20 protein-coding genes are annotated in these 22026 nt (G+C 48.5%); 9 read left to right on the forward strand and 11 right to left on the reverse strand.

Annotated features, from left to right (window positions below):
- Window positions 1-73: 73 nt before the first annotated feature.
- The 6 genes from AELLOGFF_RS03450 to AELLOGFF_RS03475 form a co-directional block, all read right to left on the reverse strand.
- On the reverse strand, window positions 74-925 hold the full coding sequence (locus AELLOGFF_RS03450; protein WP_159267358.1) for a DUF3426 domain-containing protein: 852 nt from the start codon (window positions 923-925) through the stop codon (window positions 74-76).
- A gap of 17 nt (window positions 926-942) precedes the next feature.
- The gene (gene prmA / locus AELLOGFF_RS03455; protein ID WP_159267359.1) at window positions 943-1830 is read right to left on the reverse strand and encodes a 50S ribosomal protein L11 methyltransferase; all 888 of its coding nucleotides are present in this window, start codon (window positions 1828-1830) and stop codon (window positions 943-945) included.
- Window positions 1831-1946: 116 nt separating this feature from the next.
- Complete coding sequence (accC, locus tag AELLOGFF_RS03460) at window positions 1947-3287, reverse strand: acetyl-CoA carboxylase biotin carboxylase subunit (RefSeq protein ID WP_159267360.1); 1341 nt, start codon at window positions 3285-3287, stop codon at window positions 1947-1949.
- A 61-nt stretch (window positions 3288-3348) separates the two neighbouring features.
- Window positions 3349-3810 carry an acetyl-CoA carboxylase biotin carboxyl carrier protein gene (accB, locus tag AELLOGFF_RS03465; protein ID WP_159267361.1) on the reverse strand — a complete coding sequence of 154 codons (462 nt, stop codon included), beginning with the start codon at window positions 3808-3810 and terminating at the stop codon, window positions 3349-3351.
- 33 nt (window positions 3811-3843) lie between these two features.
- Window positions 3844-4284 carry a type II 3-dehydroquinate dehydratase gene (gene aroQ, locus AELLOGFF_RS03470; RefSeq protein WP_159267362.1) on the reverse strand — a complete coding sequence of 147 codons (441 nt, stop codon included), beginning with the start codon at window positions 4282-4284 and terminating at the stop codon, window positions 3844-3846.
- Between the two features lie 179 nt (window positions 4285-4463).
- Entirely contained in the window at window positions 4464-6158 is a 1695-nt protein-coding gene (locus AELLOGFF_RS03475; protein WP_159267363.1) for a protein-disulfide reductase DsbD family protein, read from the reverse strand.
- Window positions 6159-6358: 200 nt separating this feature from the next.
- On the opposite strand from AELLOGFF_RS03475, the gene AELLOGFF_RS03480 reads away from it, so the two are divergent.
- Genes AELLOGFF_RS03480 through AELLOGFF_RS03490 form a run of 3 tightly spaced genes read left to right on the forward strand, consistent with a single transcriptional unit; the run spans window position 6359 to window position 8423 of the window.
- Complete coding sequence (locus AELLOGFF_RS03480) at window positions 6359-6799, forward strand: copper chaperone PCu(A)C (protein ID WP_235036453.1); 441 nt, start codon at window positions 6359-6361, stop codon at window positions 6797-6799.
- Entirely contained in the window at window positions 6792-7829 is a 1038-nt protein-coding gene (locus AELLOGFF_RS03485; RefSeq protein WP_200842594.1) for a DUF2333 family protein, read from the forward strand. Before AELLOGFF_RS03480 ends, AELLOGFF_RS03485 begins: the two co-directional genes overlap by 8 nt.
- Before the next feature lie 3 nt (window positions 7830-7832).
- Window positions 7833-8423, forward strand: a complete 591-nt coding sequence (locus AELLOGFF_RS03490; protein ID WP_159267366.1) for a YajG family lipoprotein — start codon at window positions 7833-7835, stop codon at window positions 8421-8423.
- 83 nt (window positions 8424-8506) lie between these two features.
- Here the strand turns inward: AELLOGFF_RS03490 and AELLOGFF_RS03495 are convergent, their stop codons facing one another.
- From AELLOGFF_RS03495 to AELLOGFF_RS03505, 3 genes are read right to left on the reverse strand one after another with little or no spacing between them, the layout of a single operon-like run.
- On the reverse strand, window positions 8507-9475 hold the full coding sequence (locus tag AELLOGFF_RS03495) for a hypothetical protein (RefSeq protein WP_159267367.1): 969 nt from the start codon (window positions 9473-9475) through the stop codon (window positions 8507-8509).
- A gap of 18 nt (window positions 9476-9493) precedes the next feature.
- Window positions 9494-10474 carry a dienelactone hydrolase gene (locus tag AELLOGFF_RS03500; RefSeq protein WP_159267368.1) on the reverse strand — a complete coding sequence of 327 codons (981 nt, stop codon included), beginning with the start codon at window positions 10472-10474 and terminating at the stop codon, window positions 9494-9496.
- A gap of 2 nt (window positions 10475-10476) precedes the next feature.
- Window positions 10477-11280 carry a red chlorophyll catabolite reductase gene (locus AELLOGFF_RS03505; protein ID WP_159267369.1) on the reverse strand — a complete coding sequence of 268 codons (804 nt, stop codon included), beginning with the start codon at window positions 11278-11280 and terminating at the stop codon, window positions 10477-10479.
- A gap of 388 nt (window positions 11281-11668) precedes the next feature.
- On the opposite strand from AELLOGFF_RS03505, the gene AELLOGFF_RS03510 reads away from it, so the two are divergent.
- The 4 genes from AELLOGFF_RS03510 (at window position 11669) to AELLOGFF_RS03525 (ending at window position 15166) form a co-directional block, all read left to right on the forward strand.
- Window positions 11669-12832: an aromatic ring-hydroxylating oxygenase subunit alpha gene (locus tag AELLOGFF_RS03510; RefSeq protein WP_159267370.1), complete on the forward strand. Its 1164-nt coding sequence runs from the start codon at window positions 11669-11671 to the stop codon at window positions 12830-12832.
- Between the two features lie 2 nt (window positions 12833-12834).
- Window positions 12835-13626 carry an SDR family NAD(P)-dependent oxidoreductase gene (locus tag AELLOGFF_RS03515; protein ID WP_159267371.1) on the forward strand — a complete coding sequence of 264 codons (792 nt, stop codon included), beginning with the start codon at window positions 12835-12837 and terminating at the stop codon, window positions 13624-13626.
- Window position 13627: 1 nt separating this feature from the next.
- The gene (locus AELLOGFF_RS03520; protein WP_159267372.1) at window positions 13628-14404 is read left to right on the forward strand and encodes an Asp/Glu racemase; all 777 of its coding nucleotides are present in this window, start codon (window positions 13628-13630) and stop codon (window positions 14402-14404) included.
- A gap of 243 nt (window positions 14405-14647) precedes the next feature.
- The gene (locus AELLOGFF_RS03525) at window positions 14648-15166 is read left to right on the forward strand and encodes a GNAT family N-acetyltransferase (protein WP_159267373.1); all 519 of its coding nucleotides are present in this window, start codon (window positions 14648-14650) and stop codon (window positions 15164-15166) included.
- A 241-nt stretch (window positions 15167-15407) separates the two neighbouring features.
- Here AELLOGFF_RS03525 and AELLOGFF_RS03530 read toward each other — a convergent pair whose 3' ends face one another.
- Both AELLOGFF_RS03530 and AELLOGFF_RS03535 read right to left on the reverse strand, forming a co-directional pair.
- Window positions 15408-16715 (reverse strand): MFS transporter, encoded by a 1308-nt coding sequence (locus AELLOGFF_RS03530; protein ID WP_159267374.1) that lies wholly within the window; start codon window positions 16713-16715, stop codon window positions 15408-15410.
- Window positions 16696-17385 (reverse strand): hypothetical protein, encoded by a 690-nt coding sequence (locus AELLOGFF_RS03535; protein ID WP_159267375.1) that lies wholly within the window; start codon window positions 17383-17385, stop codon window positions 16696-16698. Before AELLOGFF_RS03535 ends, AELLOGFF_RS03530 begins: the two co-directional genes overlap by 20 nt.
- A gap of 201 nt (window positions 17386-17586) precedes the next feature.
- Between AELLOGFF_RS03535 and AELLOGFF_RS03540 the strand changes: the two genes are divergently transcribed.
- Window positions 17587-20271, forward strand: a complete 2685-nt coding sequence (locus tag AELLOGFF_RS03540; protein ID WP_159267376.1) for a TonB-dependent receptor — start codon at window positions 17587-17589, stop codon at window positions 20269-20271.
- 36 nt (window positions 20272-20307) lie between these two features.
- A complete protein-coding gene (locus tag AELLOGFF_RS03545) occupies window positions 20308-22023 on the forward strand; it encodes a nitrilase-related carbon-nitrogen hydrolase (RefSeq protein WP_159267377.1) in 1716 nt (571 codons plus the stop codon).
- The last annotated feature ends 3 nt before the right edge of the window (window positions 22024-22026 follow it).

A 22026-nucleotide genomic window follows, 5' to 3' on the forward strand; every position in this document is an offset into this window, starting at 1 on the left:
ATACTCGTTCAAGGACTTCATCGGAAGTCTTGCGCTCAGAAAATAACCAGTTTTGAGTGTAAAAAAATGGTCTTTACGGCGTTAGTGTTAACTGGTAGCTGGTTGCCGCTGGGCCGGGGTCGACGATTTCTAGGGCAATGTGTACGGGTTGCTGGCTGGCGAGGAGGGCATCGCTTGCAAGTTCGCCGGCAAGATATTCTTCCGGCTTAAAGGAGCGGCTGGCGACGGTTTGATTATTGATGTCGCTAAAGCGCAGCTGAAGTCTGGGGAAGGTGGTGCTGCTTGGACCTCGGTTTAACAAAATGGTATCTACCATCAGGGCGTTAGTACTTGAGGGGTGTTTGCGAACCACTAATTTGGTGCTGATAACATCCGTTACCGATGAACCTCGCTTGCTCGGTGTGTCTTCACAGAATAGTGGGTGAAGATGGCAGAGTGCTTTAAGTTGCTCTCCCATGGAGCTAGCGTAAAGTGCTGACTTTTGCCAAAGGCCAATTTGGGCGATGAGCAAGCATAAGACCACCGTGTTTGCCGCTAACCAGATCCACTCAATGCGACGTCGAGAGGGAATGTGGTGTTCAAAATCGTGATTAACGGTACTCAAGCCGGCAAGCAAATCAATTTCAGGGGGCTGGCCGCTCAAGGGGCTATCCTCATCGCTACTGTCAGCATCCAAGTCTAGCTCCGCCGGGGGCAGTGCTTCTGCGTCGCTCTCTTGAGTGGCTTTGTCAGGGGAATCATCGACGATATCGGTCAGCAAAGCGGGAGAAATGTCGTCGTCTTTATCTACGCCGCTAAAAATATTCATGCACACACTGCACCTCACCAAGCCGTCGGCGATGAGTAGCTGCTCTGCTTTAACTCTAAACCGCGTGTTGCAGTGCGGGCATTGGATGCTTTTTGGTTCGGGGGTGTCTATGTGCATGACCTGATCTTACTGAGTTAACGGTTGCGCTTATGGCCAGATATCCTAACCCATTCCTCTTTTTTGGTCAGGTCTAGCGATGAGAACCACTGTTCGTAGCAGCTCATGAGCTCTTCTGCCTGAGAATGTAATATACCCGATAAGCAGATGGGAGCATCGTCGTTCAATGTTGCGGCAAGCGTCGATGCTAATGAGATTAAGGGGCCGGCTAAGATGTTCGCCACCACCATATCACCGTGTAAGCCATCGGGAATCTGCTCGGGTAGCAGGCAGTCAATGCGATTGTCGCTGATATTATTGCGGCGGGCATTATCGCGGGTGGCGAGTAGGGCTTGAGGGTCGTTGTCTACGGCGATTACTTTTTCTGCGCCAAGAAGCAAGGCGGCAATGCCCAAAATGCCCGAGCCACAGCCGTAATCTATAACAGTGAGGCCACTTAAATCCTGTTGATCTAACCACTGCATGCAAAGCCAGGTGGTCGGGTGGGTGCCGGTGCCAAAGGCGAGACCGGGATCGAGCAGTAAATTAACCGCGTCGGGGTCTATGGGCTCACGCCAGCTTGGGCATATCCATAGGCGGTCGCCACATTGAATGGGGTGGTAGCTGTCCATCCACTCTCTTACCCAGTCGCGATCTTCTAAAATCTCTATGCGTAGGGGCGGAAGGTCTTGCTGGTAATGTGCTTGTAATTCCGCCAGTGTGGCGGTCATGTCGGTGTCGGCGGTAAATAATCCAGTAACTCGAGTGTGCTGCCAAACCGGTGTTTCGCCCACGCCGGGTTCATATACGGGTTGGTCGGCATTGTCTTCCATGGTGACTGCTGCGGCGCCAATCTCTAGCAGTGCATCTTCTAGGTCGGAGGCGGTGGCGGGGTCAGCGTCGAGTCGAAGTTGTAACCAAGTCATGGCATGCTCTTGTCGTTAAGATTGAATATTGAAGCAAAGCGGTGTCGATATCATATTGAAATAAAAAGGGGCCTATCCGTAAATAGGCCCCTTTTTATATTACAGACTTAAGTTGCTTAGAGCTTAAGTTTTTTCTCTAAATAATGAATGCTGACACCACCTTCTTTAAAGGCTGCATCGCGAACTAGGTCGCGGTGCAAGTCAGTATTGGTGCGAATACCTTCTACCACTAACTCATCGAGTGCATTGCGCATACGGCTCAAGGCGATTTCGCGGCTGTCACCCCAGGTAATGATTTTGGCAATCATTGAATCGTAGTGCGGCGGAACCGAATAGCCACTGTATAAATGTGAATCAACTCGAATACCTAAACCACCGGGTGGGTGGTAATGCTTGATAAGCCCAGGGCAGGGCATAAAGGTTTTAGGGTCTTCAGCATTGATCCGGCACTCAAAGGCGTGGCCTTTAATGACGATATCGTCTTGGGTGATGGACAGTTTCTCGCCGCCGGCAATAAGTAACTGCTGTTTGATCAGGTCAACGCCAGTGACCATCTCGCTGACGGGGTGCTCTACCTGAATGCGGGTGTTCATTTCAATAAAGAAGAACTGACCGTTTTCGTAGAGAAACTCGAAAGTGCCCGCACCACGGTAATTAATGGCTATGCAGGCATCGACACAAGATTTAGCGACTTGATTGCGAATGTCATCAGGAATGCCGGGGGCTGGCGCCTCTTCTAGCACTTTTTGGTGGCGGCGTTGCAGTGAGCAATCGCGATCGCCAAGATGGATCGCGCTACCTTGGCCATCTGCCAATACCTGAATTTCAACATGGCGCGGGTTTTCAAGAAACTTTTCAATATAAACCGTATCGTCGCCGAATGCGGCCTTGGCCTCAGACTGGGTGACGTAGACTGCATTGAGCAGAGCGGCTTCACTGTGAACAACACGCATGCCGCGACCACCACCACCGGCGGCAGCTTTGATAATAACGGGGTAGCCAATACGCTTGGCGACTGCCAGGGTGTGGTCGTTGTCCTCGGTGATGGGACCATCAGAGCCGGGAACAGTGGGCACACCTGCTTTTTTCATTGCTTTGATGGCCGACACTTTGTCACCCATCATGCGAATTAGGTCGGGAGTAGGGCCAATGAAAACAAAGCCACTTTTCTCAACTTGTTCAGCAAAGTCAGCATTTTCAGCCAAGAAACCGTAGCCGGGGTGAATGGCAACGGCATCAGTGACTTCAGCAGCACTGATAATTGCTGGAATATTTAGATAGCTCGCAGGAGACGGTGCGGCACCAATGCAGACAGACTCATCGGCTAGGCGAACGTGCATGAGTTCGCGATCCGCAATGGAGTGGACTGCAACGGTCTTTATGCCAAGTTCTTTGCAGGCACGTAGAATACGTAATGCAATCTCGCCGCGGTTGGCAATGACAACTTTTTTAAGCATTTGGAATCAATCCCTTTTGGATTCGTTGATCGGACAATTGTTCGTTCCGGCTTAGCCAGCCTTACACAATAGTGATCAAGGATTGATCAAATTCTACCGGCTCCGCGTCATCTACAAGAATGGCCTCGATGACACCGGCCTTGTCGGCTTCAATCTGGTTCATCATTTTCATCGCCTCAACGATGCAAATAACGTCACCAACTTTAACGTGCTGACCCACTTCAACAAAGGCGGGTGATGACGGTGATGGTGAGCGATAGAAGGTGCCAACCATGGGCGATTTAATAACATGGCCATTTGGCTCAGCTGCTTTAGGTGCTTCAGCCGCCGCAGGGGCTGGGGCTGCGGGTGCAGCTGCCGGTGCTTGCATCATGGGCTGGCCAACATACTGTGGTACGGCCATGCCTTTAGCCGCACTATTGCGGCTGATGCGTACAGACTCTTCGCCTTCTTTAATTTCTAGTTCGTCGATGTTTGACTCTTCGAGCAGTTCGATTAATTTTTTTACTTTTCTAATATCCATATGTGCTCTCTCAAATAGGTTGATGTAAAAATGTTATTGATTCAGTTGGTCCATGGCCGCTTGTAATGCAAATTGGTAGCCAAGAGCGCCCAAACCGCAAATAACACCGCGAGCAATGTCCGAAAAATAAGAATGGTGACGAAAAGACTCCCGAGCATGCACATTGGAAAGGTGCACTTCGATAAAAGGAATATCGACAGCTAATAGCGCATCGCGCAGGGCAACGCTGGTATGGGTGAATGCCGCAGGATTGAAAATAATAAAATCAATTTGCTCTGGTCGAGCAAGATGAATGCGCTCAATTAATTCGTACTCGGCATTGCTCTGTAATGACTGCAGGTGATGGCCGTGTTTATTAGCAGTGGCGTGTAATTGGGCGTCAATATCTGCCAGCGTCGTACTCCCGTAAACGCCGGGCTCACGGGTGCCTAATAAATTCAGATTTGGGCCGTGAAGTACGAGTATGGATGCCATATTTAACTGCTTTAATGTGCGATTCAGAGAATAATGAGATTGTGCCTTATTTGCATTTTAGAGTCCAACGCATCGTGTGAATTTTTTAAGATAGCGTCTGTTGTCTGCAAGTTTGCAGAAGATCGCTGGCGTTTTGCTGCGGCCATTGTTTTCGGTGCTAACACTGCTAGCGGCTGAATTCATCTGTTTAGTATTTCGATCACCACATCCTTGCTAAGAATTTGTGGCAGCATGATCTCCGGTGCATTTAAGTCGGCGGGGTAGTAAATGTAGAGTGGGATCCCATTGCGCTTATAATCTGTCAGTAGCTGAGTAATAGCGGGATCATAATTGGTCCAATCGGCAATGACATACTGCACATTATGTTGCGTGAAGGCATCGCGAATAGCGCTAGTGTTGAGTACCAAGGCCTCATTGGCGGCACAGGTAATACACCAGTCAGCAGTAACATCCAAGAACACATTTTTACCGCTAGCTCGCAGAGTCTGTATTTCACTTCTATCAAAATGACCGCTTGGGGTTTCACCGCCCAGGGGCAGCTGGTTAATTTTAACGATGGCCAAGACAAAGGTCAGAGCGACAATCAGCCAAGCGCTTACTTTATTTCCCTTGCTATGTAGCCAGAGACCAAAGCCGATAAATAACCACGCTAGTAAAGTCAGCGCCATGCCATTTGCGCCGGTTTGACGACCAATCACCCACGCCAACCAAATTGCCGTTGCCAATAAAGGGAAGGCCAGAAATTGACGGAGACTGATCATCCAGCTGCCAGATTTTGGTAGGCGCTGTAAGCCTGCTGGAAACAAGGTAAGAAGCAACACCGGCAATGCCATGCCAAGACCAATAAATCCGAACACCAGCAGCGCGACCGGTGGAGACTGGCTGGCGGCAAAGCCAACCGCTGTGCCCATAAATGGCGCTGTACATGGACTGGCGACAACAGTGGCGAGTACGCCGGTAAAAAAACTGCCGGTATAACCTTTCTTGCGGCTGAGGCCACCGCCGATATCCGTCCAGCTGCCGCCAATTTCAAATAAGCCCAATAGGTTAAGAGACAGTACAAAAAATAGACAAGCTAGCAGCGTTACAAACCACGGGGTTTGCAACTGGAAGCCCCAGCCAATGGCCTGCCCAGCTTGCTGCAGGCTAATGAGTAAGCCGGCCACGGCAATAAAGCTGGCGACCACACCCACGCTGTAAACAAGTCCGTGCTTAAGCGGGCTGCCGTTGTGGGCATTGGTAAAGCTTAAAACCTTTAAACCAAGCACGGGGAATACACAGGGCATTAAGTTGAGGATGGCCCCGCCTAGGGCGGCAAAAATAAGTACCAACCATAATGCCTGATGGTCATCGTTCGCGTTGATGACCGGCTTATTACTACTGAGAAAGTCAGTTGCACTGATTTCATTAACAGTGTGCTGCAAGGGATCAATTCGGTAGTGCTGGGTTTGCGGTGGATAGCAAAGGCCGGCGTCAGCGCAACCTTGCGAGGTGACGCTCAAGGTGAACGGGATGTCAGGTAGGTCGCTCAGGGTGATTGTGGTGCCGTGGTAATACACCTCGGTTTCCCCAAAGAAGGGATCTTGTTTTAATTTGCCGGTTTCAAATTGGGTGCTGATGGGTTGTGGCTTACCGTTAACACTGGCTTTAAGCGCAAAGCGCTCTTTATATAAATAATACGCCTCAGCGGCGTTCCACGTCAGTGTCATTCTGTCATCATGCCATTGCAGAATAGACTGGTAGGCTTCTTCAACAGGTAAAAACTGGGGGGTGTCATTGCCAAAGCTGCTGGTGGCCGGTGGCGCAAAAAAGTCACTTGCCGCGTGAGCGGTGCCGCCAAGAACAAATAAAACCAATAATAAAAACTGCTTCATAAATACAATCACTAGTGCTGTGGCGGTATGATACGTTAATTAGGGAGTCTGATATCCATTAAAGCTGGATGTTGGAGTATAACCTCACTAATACGTTCGGTGCAGATGGCAACAAAATTAGAGTTGTTGGTGCAGAGAGATTTTTTGGGCACAAGATGCCTTTGGGGGATATTTTGGTCACAGTTAGGAAGTTGGCGCTGATGTTTCTTGCGTTGACGCCGCTACTTGCTCATGCGCTAGAGATAAGCGATGCGCGTGTCCGTGGGCTGCCGCCTACTCAGCGTAACACCGCCGCGTTTTTTACTTTGCTGAATACCAGTGATAAAACCGTGCAGGTAACCGCGGGCAGCAGCGATGCAGCCGAGGTGGTAGAAATTCATAAACATGTGCATGGCAACGGTATGGTATCCATGCAAGAACAGGACTCCGTTCGCCTTGAAGCTGGCGCAAGTTTGGTCTTTGCGCCGGGTGGCTATCATTTAATGTTAATCAATTTGACCCGTCCCATTCGCGAGGGTGAGCAAGTGCGATTTAGTCTTAAAACCAGCGATGGCAAAGAAGTCGTAGTGAACGCACCTGTCATCAGTGTCTTAAACGAAACCGCCGCGCCAAATGCACATAAAGGTATGCACCATGATTAAACAAAAAATAACAGACATATTTATTACAGCTAAAGAAGCGGTTCAGGACTGGATGGGCAGTGGTGTGGTGTGGCGAGTGGCCGCCATCGTGGTGCCGCTCTACCTCTTGCTAGTCATGGTGTTGGGCGTGTATTGGAGCTTCACCCCAGAGATGCCAGAAACACGCTTCTTACAAAAAGATGCCAAGGTCGCGGTGGTCGGCACGGCAACAACGTCGGCATTAATTGATGTTAGTGAGCTGCTACTGGACAAACCAGGTGGGTTTTTGAGTAATGATATTACGCCGCCAGGTATTTTTATGGATGATATGCCGTCGTGGGAATACGGGGTATTAATCCAGGTCAGAGATTTAAGCCGCGCTATGCGGGAAAGTTTTAGTCGCTCGCAATCTCAGTCGCAAGAAGATGCTGATTTAGCGAAATCGGAACCACGGTTTAATTTTTCTAACAATAGCTGGGCGGTGCCAGCCAGTGAGTCGGAGTACCGTCAGGGAATTAAATACCTAAAGGCCTATCGTCAAAGGCTGAGTAATGTCGATGACCCGCAGGCGCAATTCTATGCGCGAGCAGATAATTTGCGTTATTGGCTGGCTGGGGTGGAATCTCGCTTAGGGAGTTTATCTCAGCGCTTGAGTGCCAGTGTGGGTCGTCCGCGCTTAAACACCGATTTGGCCAATGATCCTTCGGCGCGCCAGTCAACGCCAACGGTGAGTGAGCAAAAAGTAAAAACACCGTGGCTACAAATTGATAATGTGTTTTATGAATCACGCGGCACAGCGTGGGCCTTGGTGTGCTTTTTACGGGCAATAGAAGTTGATTTTGCCGATGTGCTCGCCAATAAAAATGCGGCGGTCAGCTTGCGGCAAATAATTCGCGAGTTAGAAGGAACCCAGCAAACAATGTATAGCCCAATGGTGTTGAACGGCAGCGGCTTTGGTTTATTGGCAAATCATTCATTGGTGATGGCGTCATATATAACCCGCGCCAATGCGGCGATTACTGATTTACGAGATTTGTTGTCCCAAGGATAAATGATGAGTTACTCAAGCGTGATGAAAACCTGTGTTCTGTTGGCGGTGATGTGTTTGGCGGCGTGTGCTCAGAGCCCGCAGGCCATTAGGGTCGCGCCGATCTTTCCTGAGCCGCTCAAAATGAGCGACAACAAAAGCCCTGTGCATGTGAGGGTGAGTGATCAGCGGACAAACAAAGTGCTGGGCAGCCGTGGTGGCGCTTACCGTGACACTGCCGTTATTACCTTGGCCAATGAAGGTTTGTCCCAGCCCTTGGAAAAAGCACTGTCTGCTCACATGGCGGCGATGGGCTTTGATGTTGATAGCTTAAATCCCAGCACCACTGATTTACACGTTATCTTTACCTCGCTGGTATACAATCATCCCAAAGAGGGCGGTGTTGGCCACGACATGGATATGCAGGCCACCGTTGAGGTAGAAGCGGTGCGTGGCAATGAACATTACAATGGTCGTTACCGAGTAAAGCGCAATCAAAAGTTTTTTAACGCGCCAAGCGATGCAGAAAACAGCGATTTAGTAAACGAGCTGGTGGCAGAAGTGCTAAACAGTATTTTTGCTGATTCAAAGCTGGTGGCATTTTTACAAAATAAATAAGCGGTATTTCTGCTTAATCAAAAAAGCCGAGCCCATTTATTGGCGCTCGGCTTTTTTATGGCTTGGTAAAAGCCCTGCCTTGCTTAGCGTTCTACGTACTGCGCTTGTAAGACCATATCGCTGGGCGTCCAATCGAGCACACCAAAGGTGGTGTACTGTTCTTTTTGTGAGGTATAAAACTGCCACATAGAACATAGATTGAAGGCGTCATCAATTAGCACATCGCGGCTCCAAAATTTTGCAGCCTCGCCGTAAAAGTGTTGGGTGCTGTATAAATAGCGACCATAGGCAATACCATTGCCGAATACATCGGGGCCGTGATACTGGTGGTGATTTTCGTAGCGGCTGCGCTCATAAGAAAATTGACGGTTGATCACGCCTTCAATGGTTACATCCATGCGCGCCCGCAATAAGGTGAGTGGCGTGTACTTGATGGTGACTTGATTGACGCCGACCTTTTCTTGCTCCGCATTGTATACGTCCATCGCGCCGGTCCATGTTCCGCTGTGTTTTTGCGGCAGAACAAAGGGCTTTTTGCCAATGACTTTTTCTTTCTCTAAAAATTCAGCCACTGATTTTTGGGTGTCTGGATTGGTGTCATGGTCAAGCGTTTGTACGTAAAGGCCATTAAAGACCGCAACGAGGGTGTCGGCTTCAAATAATTGCGACGAATACACCTGAATACCGCGATCAGCAATAACGTGGTTGATGGTACGCAGGTCAGTATTCCAGCCGGGTGAAAAGTATTTAGAGTCTACCAAAGGACCAAAAGGGCGACCTGAGCCCACAAAATCGGGGCCGGTGTAAATTCGGTCTTGGTCAGAATCAATAACGCCAAATTCAAACTCACCACATTCAAAGCGATTGGCGAGCTGACCAACGGCATCAAAATCGGTTTTCATCCAATAGGTGGTTCTGCCGTCTTCAAAGACGCTGGCGCGCTTTACCTTATTGACCCCAACATGGGTGCCGTCTGGCGCAAACACGGCGGGAAAACCATGCCATTCGCCGGTAATACTTTGTTGCCATTCGCTGGGTTGTTTCTCGCTCATTGGATGTCCTCGATACTTTTATTTGCAGTCGTGTGCTGCAATGAGTGGATTAGTCATGGTGTTAGAAAAAGCGCGGCGGGCGGCGGGGTCGCCCAATAATTCGCCTAAAATAAACTGGGTGGTGAGGCTGGCAATGCAGTGGCGAATGTCGTCGTCGGAGCCCTCGCTGTCCCAGTCAAGAAACTGCCTGCCGGTCGCGCTATCACTTGGGTGTACCACAGAAAAATGGTTGGCACCGGCAAGTGTTATAAAGTGGGTATCGCCTTGGTGGCGGTCAATGGAGTCGGTAAAGGTACGCGCTATGCGGCCTGTACTGCTGCTAGTTTCGGCGTCACCATAGCGAAAGCTACTGGCGGCAATAACACCGTCGCGGCTGCCAGCCATTAATAAATAAGGCAGATTGGGGTTAAGAGTCAGCATGCTGTCATCAGCAAAACCCAGTTGTGTGGATGCGGCGGCGTGGGCGGCGTAGGTGAAACAACCTTTTAACCACGGAAACCAATTTGGGTTGTTGTTTAATAAGGCAACACTGCCCCCAGCTGAATGACCGCCAATAACCAAGCTGGTTAAGTCCAAGCGCTGCGCCAACACACCGCTGGTATTTATACGGGTTAAGGCTTGATAAATAGCAGGAAGCGCACTGGCCGTTGGTGCCGTGCCGTAGGTGTCGGGGCGCAAATTGGCCAACTCAATGCCTGGGCTCAGACAGATAAACCCCGGCATATCCTCTTTTATCCAGCTGTACAGCACCGTCACAATACCTTGCTCGGCTAATGCTTTGGCTAGCCATGCGTAGCTTTCAACAGGAACATTGGTGCCGGGCATAAAAATGACCACCGGCCACGGTTTGTCGTCGTCCCGTGGTGGTACAAGCCCCATATTAATCTGATCCATTGACCCGTCTAAATTCGCGGGATAATAGACTTTCATATGGATGGTGTCGTAGGGCGCGGTGGCGCTGTCGACTTTAGCAGCTTCGTAGAGCGCGCGGACCGACATGCTTACTCCGGTCTCGGTAGCTGACGGTTTTCACCCCATAGGCTGCCTACCAGTCTATCGGCCAGTTCTTTGCCAAAGAGGTTTTCAACCACAATATTGGCGGGGTCACGCTGGGTAATGGTTTTGCGAATCTGTAAATCCCGGGCGGCGAGGGTTTTGGCTTCGTCTGGGGTTGTTGGGCTGGCTTGGTCTACCCAATCTAACCAGCGATCCAGTTGCTCATGGGATACTTTGCGTAGCGCTTCAATATTGTCGTCAGAAACGTCGGCGCCATAAACAAGGCTGCAAGGCGATTGGGCAACGCGGGTATACATGTCACGGCTAATGAAGTGACGGAAGTTCTCGTCGCGCTCCATAGCAACATAGGCGTCGTTGCTGGCGCCGTCCCAGTATTTATCGGCGTATTCGGGGTGAGTCCATAAATCTTTACGGGGCATATAATCTTGATAAAAGAATAAATCCGGTGTGGTGCCCAGCGCGTAACCAAAGTGAGGTACATCAATATTGCCAGCCAAGTTAATGGTTAAGTGCATATTGGTAAAACTGGCTTTGGGGTTGCCCGTCCACGAAAAAATAAGCCAATCTACTTTTGGGCCAGACCACGCGCTTAAATAGCCTTCAGCGCCATCTTTACCGGTGTAAGGCATCAAACCTTCTGAACATGGGTCTAGCGTGAGTTCTAAGCGTGAACGAACTTTTTCGAAAAGCTCGGTATTAATGGCCCACAGTTTTTCAAAGGTTTCCTGTCTGTCTACGCCGGCATTTTCGGCGACGAGCTCATCAATAGATTTGGTGATTTGGGACATTTGCCTGTTCCTTAATTACCGTGTACTTGATTGCGGCAGGCTAGGCGCGCGCAGATCAAATGCCACAAAAGCTATAAAGATATATGTTTAGTACAATTGAGTTTACAAAATGTTGAGGGCACTGGCAAGCGCCTTTGTATTGATGTCGTCATTCTGGCTGAAATATGAATAGCCATACACTGCATCAAGTTATGATAAAAACCTTGGGATCGCGATATATTTATTGTGCATGTTGCCTTGTTGATCTTGGCATATAAGATATATTGATATACTATTATGTTTAATTGCTTTTGCTTAGCGTTGGTTATTGCAGCTAGTCGTTCGCAGATAATCGCCAGATGCTATATGGGTTTAATGTTTAATTTACGCTCCAACAGGGGGATGCACGGTGCTTATTAATCTTTGGTATGTTGCCGAGTGGTCAGAAACCGTTAAAGACAAGCCGGTTAAAGTGAAGTTGCTGGGCCAAAATTTTGTCTTGTTTCGTGACCAAGCGGGTAAGGTGAGCTGCCTGAGTGATGTCTGTTTGCATCGTGGTGGCTCTTTGTCGGGGGGGCGAACTATTCGCGACTGCGTGGCCTGTCCATATCATGGCTGGCAGTTTAATGGCGATGGCAAAGTTGAATTTATTCCCTCTGAAGGCCGAGATTTTAAAATCCCAGACCGGGCGCGGGTAGATGCCTACCCCACCGAAGAACGCTACGGCATGATTTGGGTGTTTTTGGGTGACGCACCAGAAGAAGAGCGAATCCCCATTCCTGAGTTTCCAGAGTATGACGACACCGCCAACTGGCGAGCACTCCATGACAACTGGGACTGGAAAGCAGAAGCGGCACGGGTGGTAGAGAATGGCATTGACATAGCCCATGCCTCCTTTGTGCACCCCATGTTTGGCTACGAAGAAACTGCGCAAGAAAATCATATTAAAAATGTGGAATATCACGACCACTGGGCTAGATCGTGGAATGAGCAATATCCCCCAGAGCTAAAAGGCGGATTTTTAAACTGGCGCAAATTAATTCGTAGTGATCGCCAGCCAACCGAAACTATTCCCAGTTGGTATTTGGCGGGGATGGTAGTGCGGATTCAAATTAACTTAAATGCAAAAATGTCGTTAATCATGTTTGATGCCAACACGCCGATTGACGACCACACCACTCGCACCTTTGCGGTACAGCTACGAAGCTTTGTTAAACACCCCTTATTTGATGCCGGTTCTAAAAAGCGCCTGCATAAAATTTTCAGAGAAGACCAGGCCATACTCGAACAGGCGTCGCCAAATTATTTACCAGAAACCTTGGCCAATGAATTGTCGGTAAAAGATGATCGCTTTATGAGCTCATTTCGTCGCGCGCGTCGTAACTTGGTAGAAGAAAAAGGCTGGCAGATTGATAGCGCAAAAGTGCGCGAATTTGACGGCAGAAAAGCCTTTGCGATTCCATCACCCAATCGTCGTGAGCGCACAGATTTACGCTGGGTAATGGATGCCGTGCCGCTGATTCCACCACTAGAGTCGGTGGTAAAACTGGTCGATCAAACGGAGCTTAGCTAGCCATGAAAACCGTTGTGATTACCGGCAGCACGCGTGGTATTGGCCGGGGCTTGGCAGAAAATTTTTTAAAGCTGGGTTGCTTGGTGGTGATCAGCGGTCGTCAACAAGCGGTGGTAGATCAAACCGTTGCGCAGTTAAAAACGCTAGGTTCTGTCAGTGGTTTAGCCTGCGATATTAGCAATAGTGATGATCTGCAAGCCTTATGGGAACACGCCCAAGCCCACAGCGGTGTTGTTGATATCTGGATTAACAATGCCGGCATGAGTATTAAAAAGCAGCCCCTAGATCTACAAGCAGTAAGCGATATTCAGAATATTGTCAGCACAAACTTAACCGGCCTGCTGTTAGCTTGTCGAGTGGCAATGATCGGCATGAAAAAACAAGGTCAGGGTCAAATTTGGAATATGGAAGGCTTTGGCAGCAACGGTGCTGCACAACCGGGCATGGCAAGTTATGGCGCCACCAAGCGGGCGGTCAATTACTTAAATAAGGCGCTTAGAAAAGATGTTGCCGGCAGCGGAGTGCAAATTTGTACCCTTAGCCCCGGCATTGTTGTGACCGACTTACTGGTTGGTGACTACGACACCAGCTCGCCAGAATGGCAAAAATCCAAACGCATTTTTAATATTCTTGGCGACAAGGTTAATACCGTAACCCCGTGGCTGGCAAAACAAGTCTTAGCCAGTCACAAAGACGGCAGCACCGTGGCGTGGTTAACCACCGGAAAAGCGTTTTATCGGTTTTTAACAGCGAGTTTTAATAAGCGCGATTTGTTTACAGATATCGGAGTTTAATATGAAAAACTATCAGCTCGCTTCACGAGCTAGGATAGGAGTGTTGATTCCATCAACCAATACCGGGGTGGAATACGATCTTCAACAATTTGGCTTAGATGGCATAACGTGGCACGCCTCGCGATTTTTAATTCGCTTAAAAGACTGGGCGGCAGAAGGTGAGCGAAGCGGCGACGATGCCAATACCGTTTTTGAGCGCTTTCTTGATTTAATGCGCGAAGACATGGGGCCGGCCATAGAAAATATAATGACCGCGCAAATAACCCATTTAATGCTGGGTATGTCGGCTGAAACCTTTTGGGGTGGCATAGAAGGCAATATCGAATTTGAACAAGCCATTCAATCTCAAATAGGTGATTTGGGCATGACCACCGGCGCTGCCGCAACCCGAAAAGCCTTAGAAGGCTTTGGCGCTAAAAAGATATCGGTCATTACCCCGTATCCTCCCATTGGCGATGACAATGTGCGTCGCTACTTTGACGAGATCGGCTTTGAAGTAAAGCACGTTGTTGGACTGAACTGCACCTCGGCAACCGCCATTGCCGAAGTCACTATTCCCGAAGTGATTGCCGCAGTTAAAAAGGCAGACGGTGATGATGTTGATGCCATTATTCAATGCGGCACCAACCTGTCTACGCTCGACCTGTTTCCAACATTAGAGCATTGGTTAGAAAAACCGATGATCCCCATTAATGTTGCCACCATTTGGCATGCCCTACGCGCCAGCGGTATTAACGACAAAATTACCGGCAAAGGTAGATTGCTAGAAGAATTTTAGATTTTTTTGCGCCTGTCAGTGCGATGCCCTCACCGAATGCAGTGCCCACTGTATTCGGTTTTTTTTAATAACGATATTATTTATTTTCATTTATACATCGAAGTATTATACGTGTGTATAAACCAATGGTTAGTGCGAGGATGTAGGTCAGGCGTTTTAGTTGATTTTCTTATATTACCCGTTTTTCGAATGGCTTAGTAAGAAAGTGTCATCCTTTCTGATTGTTAAAATGGAATATCAAGATTGAACGAGTTCACATTGCGTTTGGCTAATAATAATGAATTGCAGAAGTTAATTGCGATTGATGATGATGCGAGTGAGCTTTATGCCAGTGTTGGGCTTAAGCTCGATTTAGGGAGGGATCATCCTTTCGTTGTTGATGAGATAAATAGGTGGTCTCGCGCTATCGAGCAACGACTTTCTCATGTTGCGGTTGATAAATTGGATAATCCCATCGGGTTTGCTGCGCTCGGTTTTCTTGATGGAGATCCTTATTTGGATCAGATTTCTGTGCTCCAAGATTACATGCAACGCGGTATTGGCACTTTACTATTAAATTGCGCAATAGCTTGGAGTGGCGACCGGCCTCTTTGGCTCACGACATATTCACATTTGCCGTGGAATCGGTCTTATTATGAAAAACAGGGTTTTGTTGCTATTAATGAACAGGATTGTGGCCCGGAGCTTTGCGCAGTTTTACAAACGCAGCGTGCAGCTCTACCCGATCCGCAGCAGCGTATTGCTATGGTCCGCCGAATATAAATAATGCCTGCATCAATGGTGCCGTGTCATTGAAACGCTTTGCTCACGCTAGAAGAACACCTACCCAGTGAAATCCTGAATAAAATACGCTGCGACTGCCATCGTGAGGCAGGCGATGCTGTCATCACTGCGTGGTTCGTCGCTACGCAAGGGAAATTCTGTAGGGGTAAAAATGTGCGTATTTGTCTCGGTCTTTGCACCCACCTTCGCAATGAAGCAATAAAGGCGGGCGATTGGGAGTTTAGGCAACCGGTATGACTTTTTTACGAATAATGACCGCCCATATTGTTACTGCCAAGGCGAGCAGCCCAAATAATACAAAAGGCCCAGATTCACGCCAGTTGTCAAATAAGTAGCCACCAAATTTAGCGGCAACCAAGATACCCACCGCGCCGGATAAATTAAAGAAACCAATAACCGCGCCGCGAATTTTGGCGGGTGTTTGTTGTGCAATTAATACCGCGCTGGTGATGATGACGCCGACTTCGCCCAGACCAATAAAAATAGCGCAAATAATCATTTTGGTACTGAAGGGGTCGTCAATAAAGAAGGTGCCACCGTAGCCTATAAATGAAACCAGTAGGCTTACAATTAAGGCATCTACGCGCGCAAGGCGGTCTGACAAAATACCAAATAGTGGCGCGCCGATTAGCGTTACGCCTTGGGCAATACCCACAATGAGGCCGCCGCGTGCCAGGGCATCTGCACGGCTGAGCCCGAGTTCTGAGGTGCCGTAGTTGGCGAGCCACAAAGTAAAAAATGTACCCACAATGGCGAGGTTGCCTCTAGAGACAAATGCCGCCGCGTAAGAAAGTGCCACGCCTTGATCTTTAGCGGCGCGAAAGCCTTTTTTGGTGATTTCTAAAAATGAATCGCTTTCAGTTTTTTGGTTTGCTACATCATGTTTTTTTAGGCTCAGCCACATCCATACTGCAAATAAGAGGCTGACGCCGGCAATAATAAAGTAAGTCAGCATGCCAGCGGCGTGGGGATCGAGCCCTTGGCCTTGAAAAATAGCGGGCAGGCGAAGAATTAAGAACACGGTGGTCATGGCGCCAAAACCATTCGCAAGGCCAAGAAAGCCGGTGGCTTTGCCGCGACTGCGATCATTAACGTAATCGGCCATAATGGTGATGGTCATGCAACTAAATGCCGCTACGCCCACGCCAAATATAATGCGAAAAAAGATCAGTTGCGGGTAGCTTTGAGCAAAGGGAAAACCTGCTACTCCCACCGCCATAATGACAAAACTGACCGCCATTACATGCCGTCTGCCCACCTTATCTGACATGGTTCCCCAGAATCCGGCGGCAATAATAATGGCTATTTCACCCCAGAAAGCAATATTTCCACTCACCACGCCCTGTTCTTTCTCAGGAATCTGTAAAAATTCGCTTAAAACGTAGGGTTGCATCTGGGGCATAAAGGTTGAAAGCAATATTCCTGCGAAACAGGCGCCATAAAATCCAATAAGATTTGAAGGCAGTATGGCGTTGCTAAGCTGCACCCCAAGAAACGTTCTTGGTGCGCTATTTTGAGGCGATGTCATGGCTGGTGTTCTCCGATGAGCTTGCTTTAATGGTTGAATAAAGTAGATAAGATGCCCAAGAAATAGCAGCCTGACTAAAAGTGTTAGTTAGTTCTGCAATCCACTGTAAGCCTTCTGTTTGATTTGGCACTCTCGCCAAACCTGCCATAACAAATACGGCAAGAATATTGCAAAGAAACATAACACTCGCATTAAGCCGCTTTAATTTCCAAGATTTAACAATTAGCTGGCTTGCTAGCGCGAGGTTGCCAAGGGTGGTAAGTGCTAGAAGGTAAAAGGTGCTGTAACGCTGTTCTGGCCATATTAGGGCGATGGCGAGTGCCGCAATGACGAGCAGGCCGCTAGTCACAAGTGTTATGCGTTTGGCATTAGCTCCTTTATTGTTACTGGCTCCCCAGATGGCGCTGGCAAGAATGATCATACCGGGCGCCAAGCAGAAAAATAGCGCGTCATTCATCCAACTAATATCAATTTTTTGTGTGGCTACAATCAATTTCCAGGAGGCTTTAGAGATGGCGCCAGCCAAAATCAGTAGCGCACCAAACTGTGCCAAACCCCGCCATTGGGGGTTCCATAATGTTGCGGTTTTGCTCAAAAAATACAGGCCGATGCCAGATAGGGCTATGGGGACAAAGTCGAAGGCGGCAAGGCCAATACTGTAGTCGTACATAAATATTCCTTTTCGATCTTTGATGACTTGACTCAAAACGCTTAAAGATATTACATTATATCAATAGGGCATACCAACACTAAAAATAGATGCCAATAGTTTTGTGGCGTTTGCGGTTTAGCGCTTGGTAATAAGTAGCACACCGTGGCACGTAATAGCCGAAAGATTTGGGATGTTCTAGTTTTTAGAGGGGTAGGTTGAATGCAGATTAACAGAGTAGGTCGCAATGCAGCATTGCTATTTGTTGTGACATATATGGGATCTTTATCATTCGCACAGGATGATGATATTGAAGTGATTAAGCCAAAAAGGCCGTTAAGCTCACAAATGGAAGAAGTTGTGGTTACGGCACGTAAGCGTAGTGAAAGTCTGCAGGAAATTCCTCTGGCGGTAACGCCGTTCACCATGGAGCAGATGGAGCGCAGGGCATTTAGTGGTGTAGAAGATATTGCCGCGAGCACTCCGGGTTTTTCCTATGAAGGCTTTAGTACTTCAGGCACCAATGGTAACGCGGTAATTCGAGGTTTGGCTCAGCAGTTCACCACCGCCAGAATTCAAAATGTTGCTTTTTTTATTGATGGCATTTATATGCAGCGACAGTCCATGTTGAATATGGGACTGATTGATATGCAGCGGGTTGAGGTTGTTAAAGGGCCGCAGAATGCATTGTATGGTCGTAACGCCTTTGCGGGTGCATTGAACTATGTAACTAGCCGTCCTACCGCTGAACCAAGTGGTTATGTAAGTCAAACGGCGGGTAGCCATGACCGCTATGATTTACGCGCTAGTTACACCGGCCCCATTTTTAGTGATCGTTTACTGGGTAAAGTGTCTTACGGTTATACGACCTATGACGGTCATCACCGAAATGATCACACTCAAGCCGACACCGATACCAGCGGCCCAAGTACCACGGATCGTTTAGGGGGCTGGGAAGATCAGTCTTGGGCGGCTGCGTTTACTTATGATGTCACTCCCGATATTGCTGCCCACCTCGGTGTTTACCATGTTGAAATTGAGCGTGAAACACAGCCCTCGTATCAGCTTAGTGGTATAGGTGCGCGGGAGTTTGGGCTGTGGGAGCAGGATGACCTTAACTGTATTCAAGGTGAGGGCACGCAGTTCACAGCAACAGGGCCTCAGGACTTTACTGCTAACACCGCTTACTGTGGTGAGCTTACTGCTTATGCAGCCGAGTCAGCTGACAGAAGTTATGGCCCAACAGCTTTGGTGATGGACCCGCGTAGCTGGGGTGCTGTGGCTGAGACAGATTTGGTGACTTTGGCGTTTGACTGGACGCTTAACGACAATATGACCTTGAGTTATTTGTTTGGTTGGACTGATCACAACTCTACCTCTACTGGTGGCCCAGGCGGTGAAGATCCAGAATTGGGCTCTAGTCTCGAAATGGGCACGCTTATTTCTGATCACGTTCAAGTAAATGCGTTTAGTAGTCGTCCTAACTCAGAAATCGAATCGTTCTCCCATGAATTGCGCTTAGATTGGCAAATAACCGATCGTATCGGTGTGCGTGTGGGTGGTTACTTCTCTACCGTGGATGATCATCAGTGGACTTTATTGTTCTTGAGCCCAGTTTGTTCCTCAGGACAATTTACCGATGCGGAGGGCGATGTGATTGGCAGTGCAGAGAATTGTGAAGTACCACTGGGCGGGGCGCAGTCGCCGATTGTTACCGACCGTAGTATTACCTCCTTATCCTTTGTGACGCCTTACGATATGGGTTATCGCCAGCACGCGACAAATCGCGCGGAAGATACCTCGTTCAGCGATTCTGTTGAAGCGGCCTTTGTCTCGGTTGATATTGATATTACCGACACGCTGAGCACGTCTATTGAAGCTCGCTATACTCACGAGCGTACCGAAGTGACTCGCCACACTGACTCCTTTGGTATTGCGTATGGTGAAAAAGTCGATTATTCAATATTGCTTGACCGCGTATTTGGTATTCCCGATGGCAGTGACTGTACTGACCCAACTACCGGTATCAATGACGGCACCACAATGTGTAGCTCTATTGTTGAAGAGCGGGACGATGCGGATTTTTATATCGTAACGCCACGTGCCATTGTTGAGTGGAAACCCTCTGATTCACATATGTTGTATCTTTCTGCGGCGAACGGGGTAAAGGCCGGCGGCTTTAACAATGCGGTAGACCCTGAACAACAGGTTTATGATATTGAAGAGAACTGGACTTATGAGTTAGGAAGTAAAAATAAGTTCTTTGATGATCGTTTAACCCTGAACCTGTCGCTGTATCAAATTAACTGGGAAGGCTTGCAGGGTGGTGTTTCACCGTCGATTGTTGGTCTGTCAACATCAGACGTAATTATCAATGTGGGTGAAGCAACCAGTGTGGGCGCTGAGTCTGAAATTGTTGCCCGCTTAACCGATAACTTCACCATTGATATCGGCTTGTCGTACAACGATCCCAAGTATGAAGACGGGGTCAAATATTCTCCTGCTGTTACCAAGTTTCAGTGTGATAAAACCGATATCTGTGCCGACGACGGTGAAGTGGGTGGTAACCAGTTAGCCAGAACCTCAAAGATTCAGGTTAATAGTGGCTTCACTTACAACATGATGTTTGACAGCGGTTGGATGGTGAGCACACGTTATGACTTCACCTATCAAACTAAACAATATGTAACACCGCTTAACCTTGCTTGGGTGCCAGATCGTATTATATCCAACGCTTCTATTAATATTCTTGATCCAAATGATATGTGGGAGTTTAACCTCTGGGGCAAGAATATTTTTGATGAAGACAAGGCGGCAAATGCCTTCTATATCGGCGTATTTAACCAGTATTTGGTTTCTAAAATTGCCGGTCCGTCTTATGGTTTCCAGGTTAAATACAATATGTAATTCGCGCTTTAAAACGTGGATGAAAGGAGTGTTGGTGTGAGTGCTAGTTCGTTAAAACAAGTTCGTGTTGCTGCTGCACAATGTGCAATTGGCAGTAATGTGGAGCAAAACCTTGAGACCTGTTTGCGAGTGTTAGATAAGGCGGCACAACTAAAGCCTGACTTAGTTGTACTGCCTGAATTTAGTAATCACTTGTCGTGGTATGACGGGGCTGAGCATTGTTTTGAAGTCTCACTCGATATTGATTCGCCATTTTTGTCTGCGATTGCAAATAAAGCAAAAGAGATTGGTGCCTTTGTCAGTATTGGCGCCACGCTGCGCAGAGCAGGGGGGAGTGTTAGCGGCTCCGCCTTGCTGTATTCGCCCAGCGGAGAATTACTTGGCATTGCTGATAAGCAGGTGTTAATTGGTCATGAAAATGACTTTTTAACCTTGGCCCAAGAAGCCGCGCCGATAATAGAAACCGAGCTTGGTCGTATCGCCATGTATATGTGCATGGACGGGGTAATTAACGAAACGCCTCGTTGCCTTGCCCTGCGCGGTGCGCAAATTCTTTGCAATAGTTTGAATTCCTTTGCGCCAGACGAGGGGAATTTACATATACCGGTTAGGGCTGCAGAGAATAAAGTCTTTGTGGTTGCCGCCAATAAGGTTGGCCCCTTGGTGCCAGAAGAAATGATGGCGGGGATCAGTGCCGCCACCAATATACCCGAAGTCTTTTTATGTGGCGCAGGTGAGAGCCAGATAGTGGCACCGGATGGCACGGTGTTGGCCATGGCCGAAACCGATGGCGAAGAAGTTGTTTCGGCGTTGATCACCCCAGCACTTGCCGACGATAAACGGCGGCCAGACGGCAGCGATATTTTTGCGGTTAGGCGGCCAGCTTTATATACGCAATTGGGTGTCGATCCCGCACTTGCTGATGCTGTTTCTTGTTCGGGTGAAAACGATATTTCAGCGGCATTATTGCGCTGCGATACCGCGACTGAATCAGACATTTGCGAGTTGGTATCCAGTGCTCAAAAAGGTGGTGCACGTTTAATTACGCTGTCACCGCAGTCGGGTTTTGATGCAATTAAAACCGAGGAGCTTGCAGCGTGGTATGAGAAATCTCAGCGCTTAATAGCGTCTATTACCGCGCAGTTAAGCGATGACGTTTATGTGGTCTGCCCTGTTGTAGCAAAGGACGGTGAACGCTATCAACATCAGCTGGTGCTGTTGTCTGCTACGGGAATACTCGCAAGCCAGGGTCAAGTTCACTACAGCGAGCGTTTCGCTTGGTCGAGTTTAGCCGATGGGTTTAGCGCGTATGAGCTGCCTTTCGCGACAATTAGTATGTTGACTAGCGACGATAGTATTTTTCCCGAAGCCTTCCGGCTCTGCGCATTAAGTGGCGCAGAAGTGGTGGTTGTTGCCGTTATGCCCAGCGAGGCATGGGAGTTAAAAACGGGCTTGGTAGAGCGCGCTGCAGAAAATCGCGTCAACTTGTTAGCGCCAAGTTTAGCTACAGAATTTGGCTGCGGATTCGCGGCCTCTTTACATGAAGATTTTACGGTATTTGGCGAGTGGAAGACCCGAGAGTTTGACGGTGTTTTGACTCGCCCTGCCTTGCAGTTAATGCATACAGATGATGCCATTACCCATGTGACAATTAATGCTGCGAACGCAGAAAACAAAGTTGTGTCTCGCAATACCCATTTACTTGATAACCGGCCTTGGCATCTTTTAGATGCAATGACGACGGCTGTTTGAGGA

Origin of the sequence: Zhongshania aliphaticivorans, assembly GCF_902705875.1 — a bacterium.
Classification (GTDB): Bacteria; Pseudomonadota; Gammaproteobacteria; order Pseudomonadales; family Spongiibacteraceae; genus Spongiibacter; species Spongiibacter aliphaticivorans_A.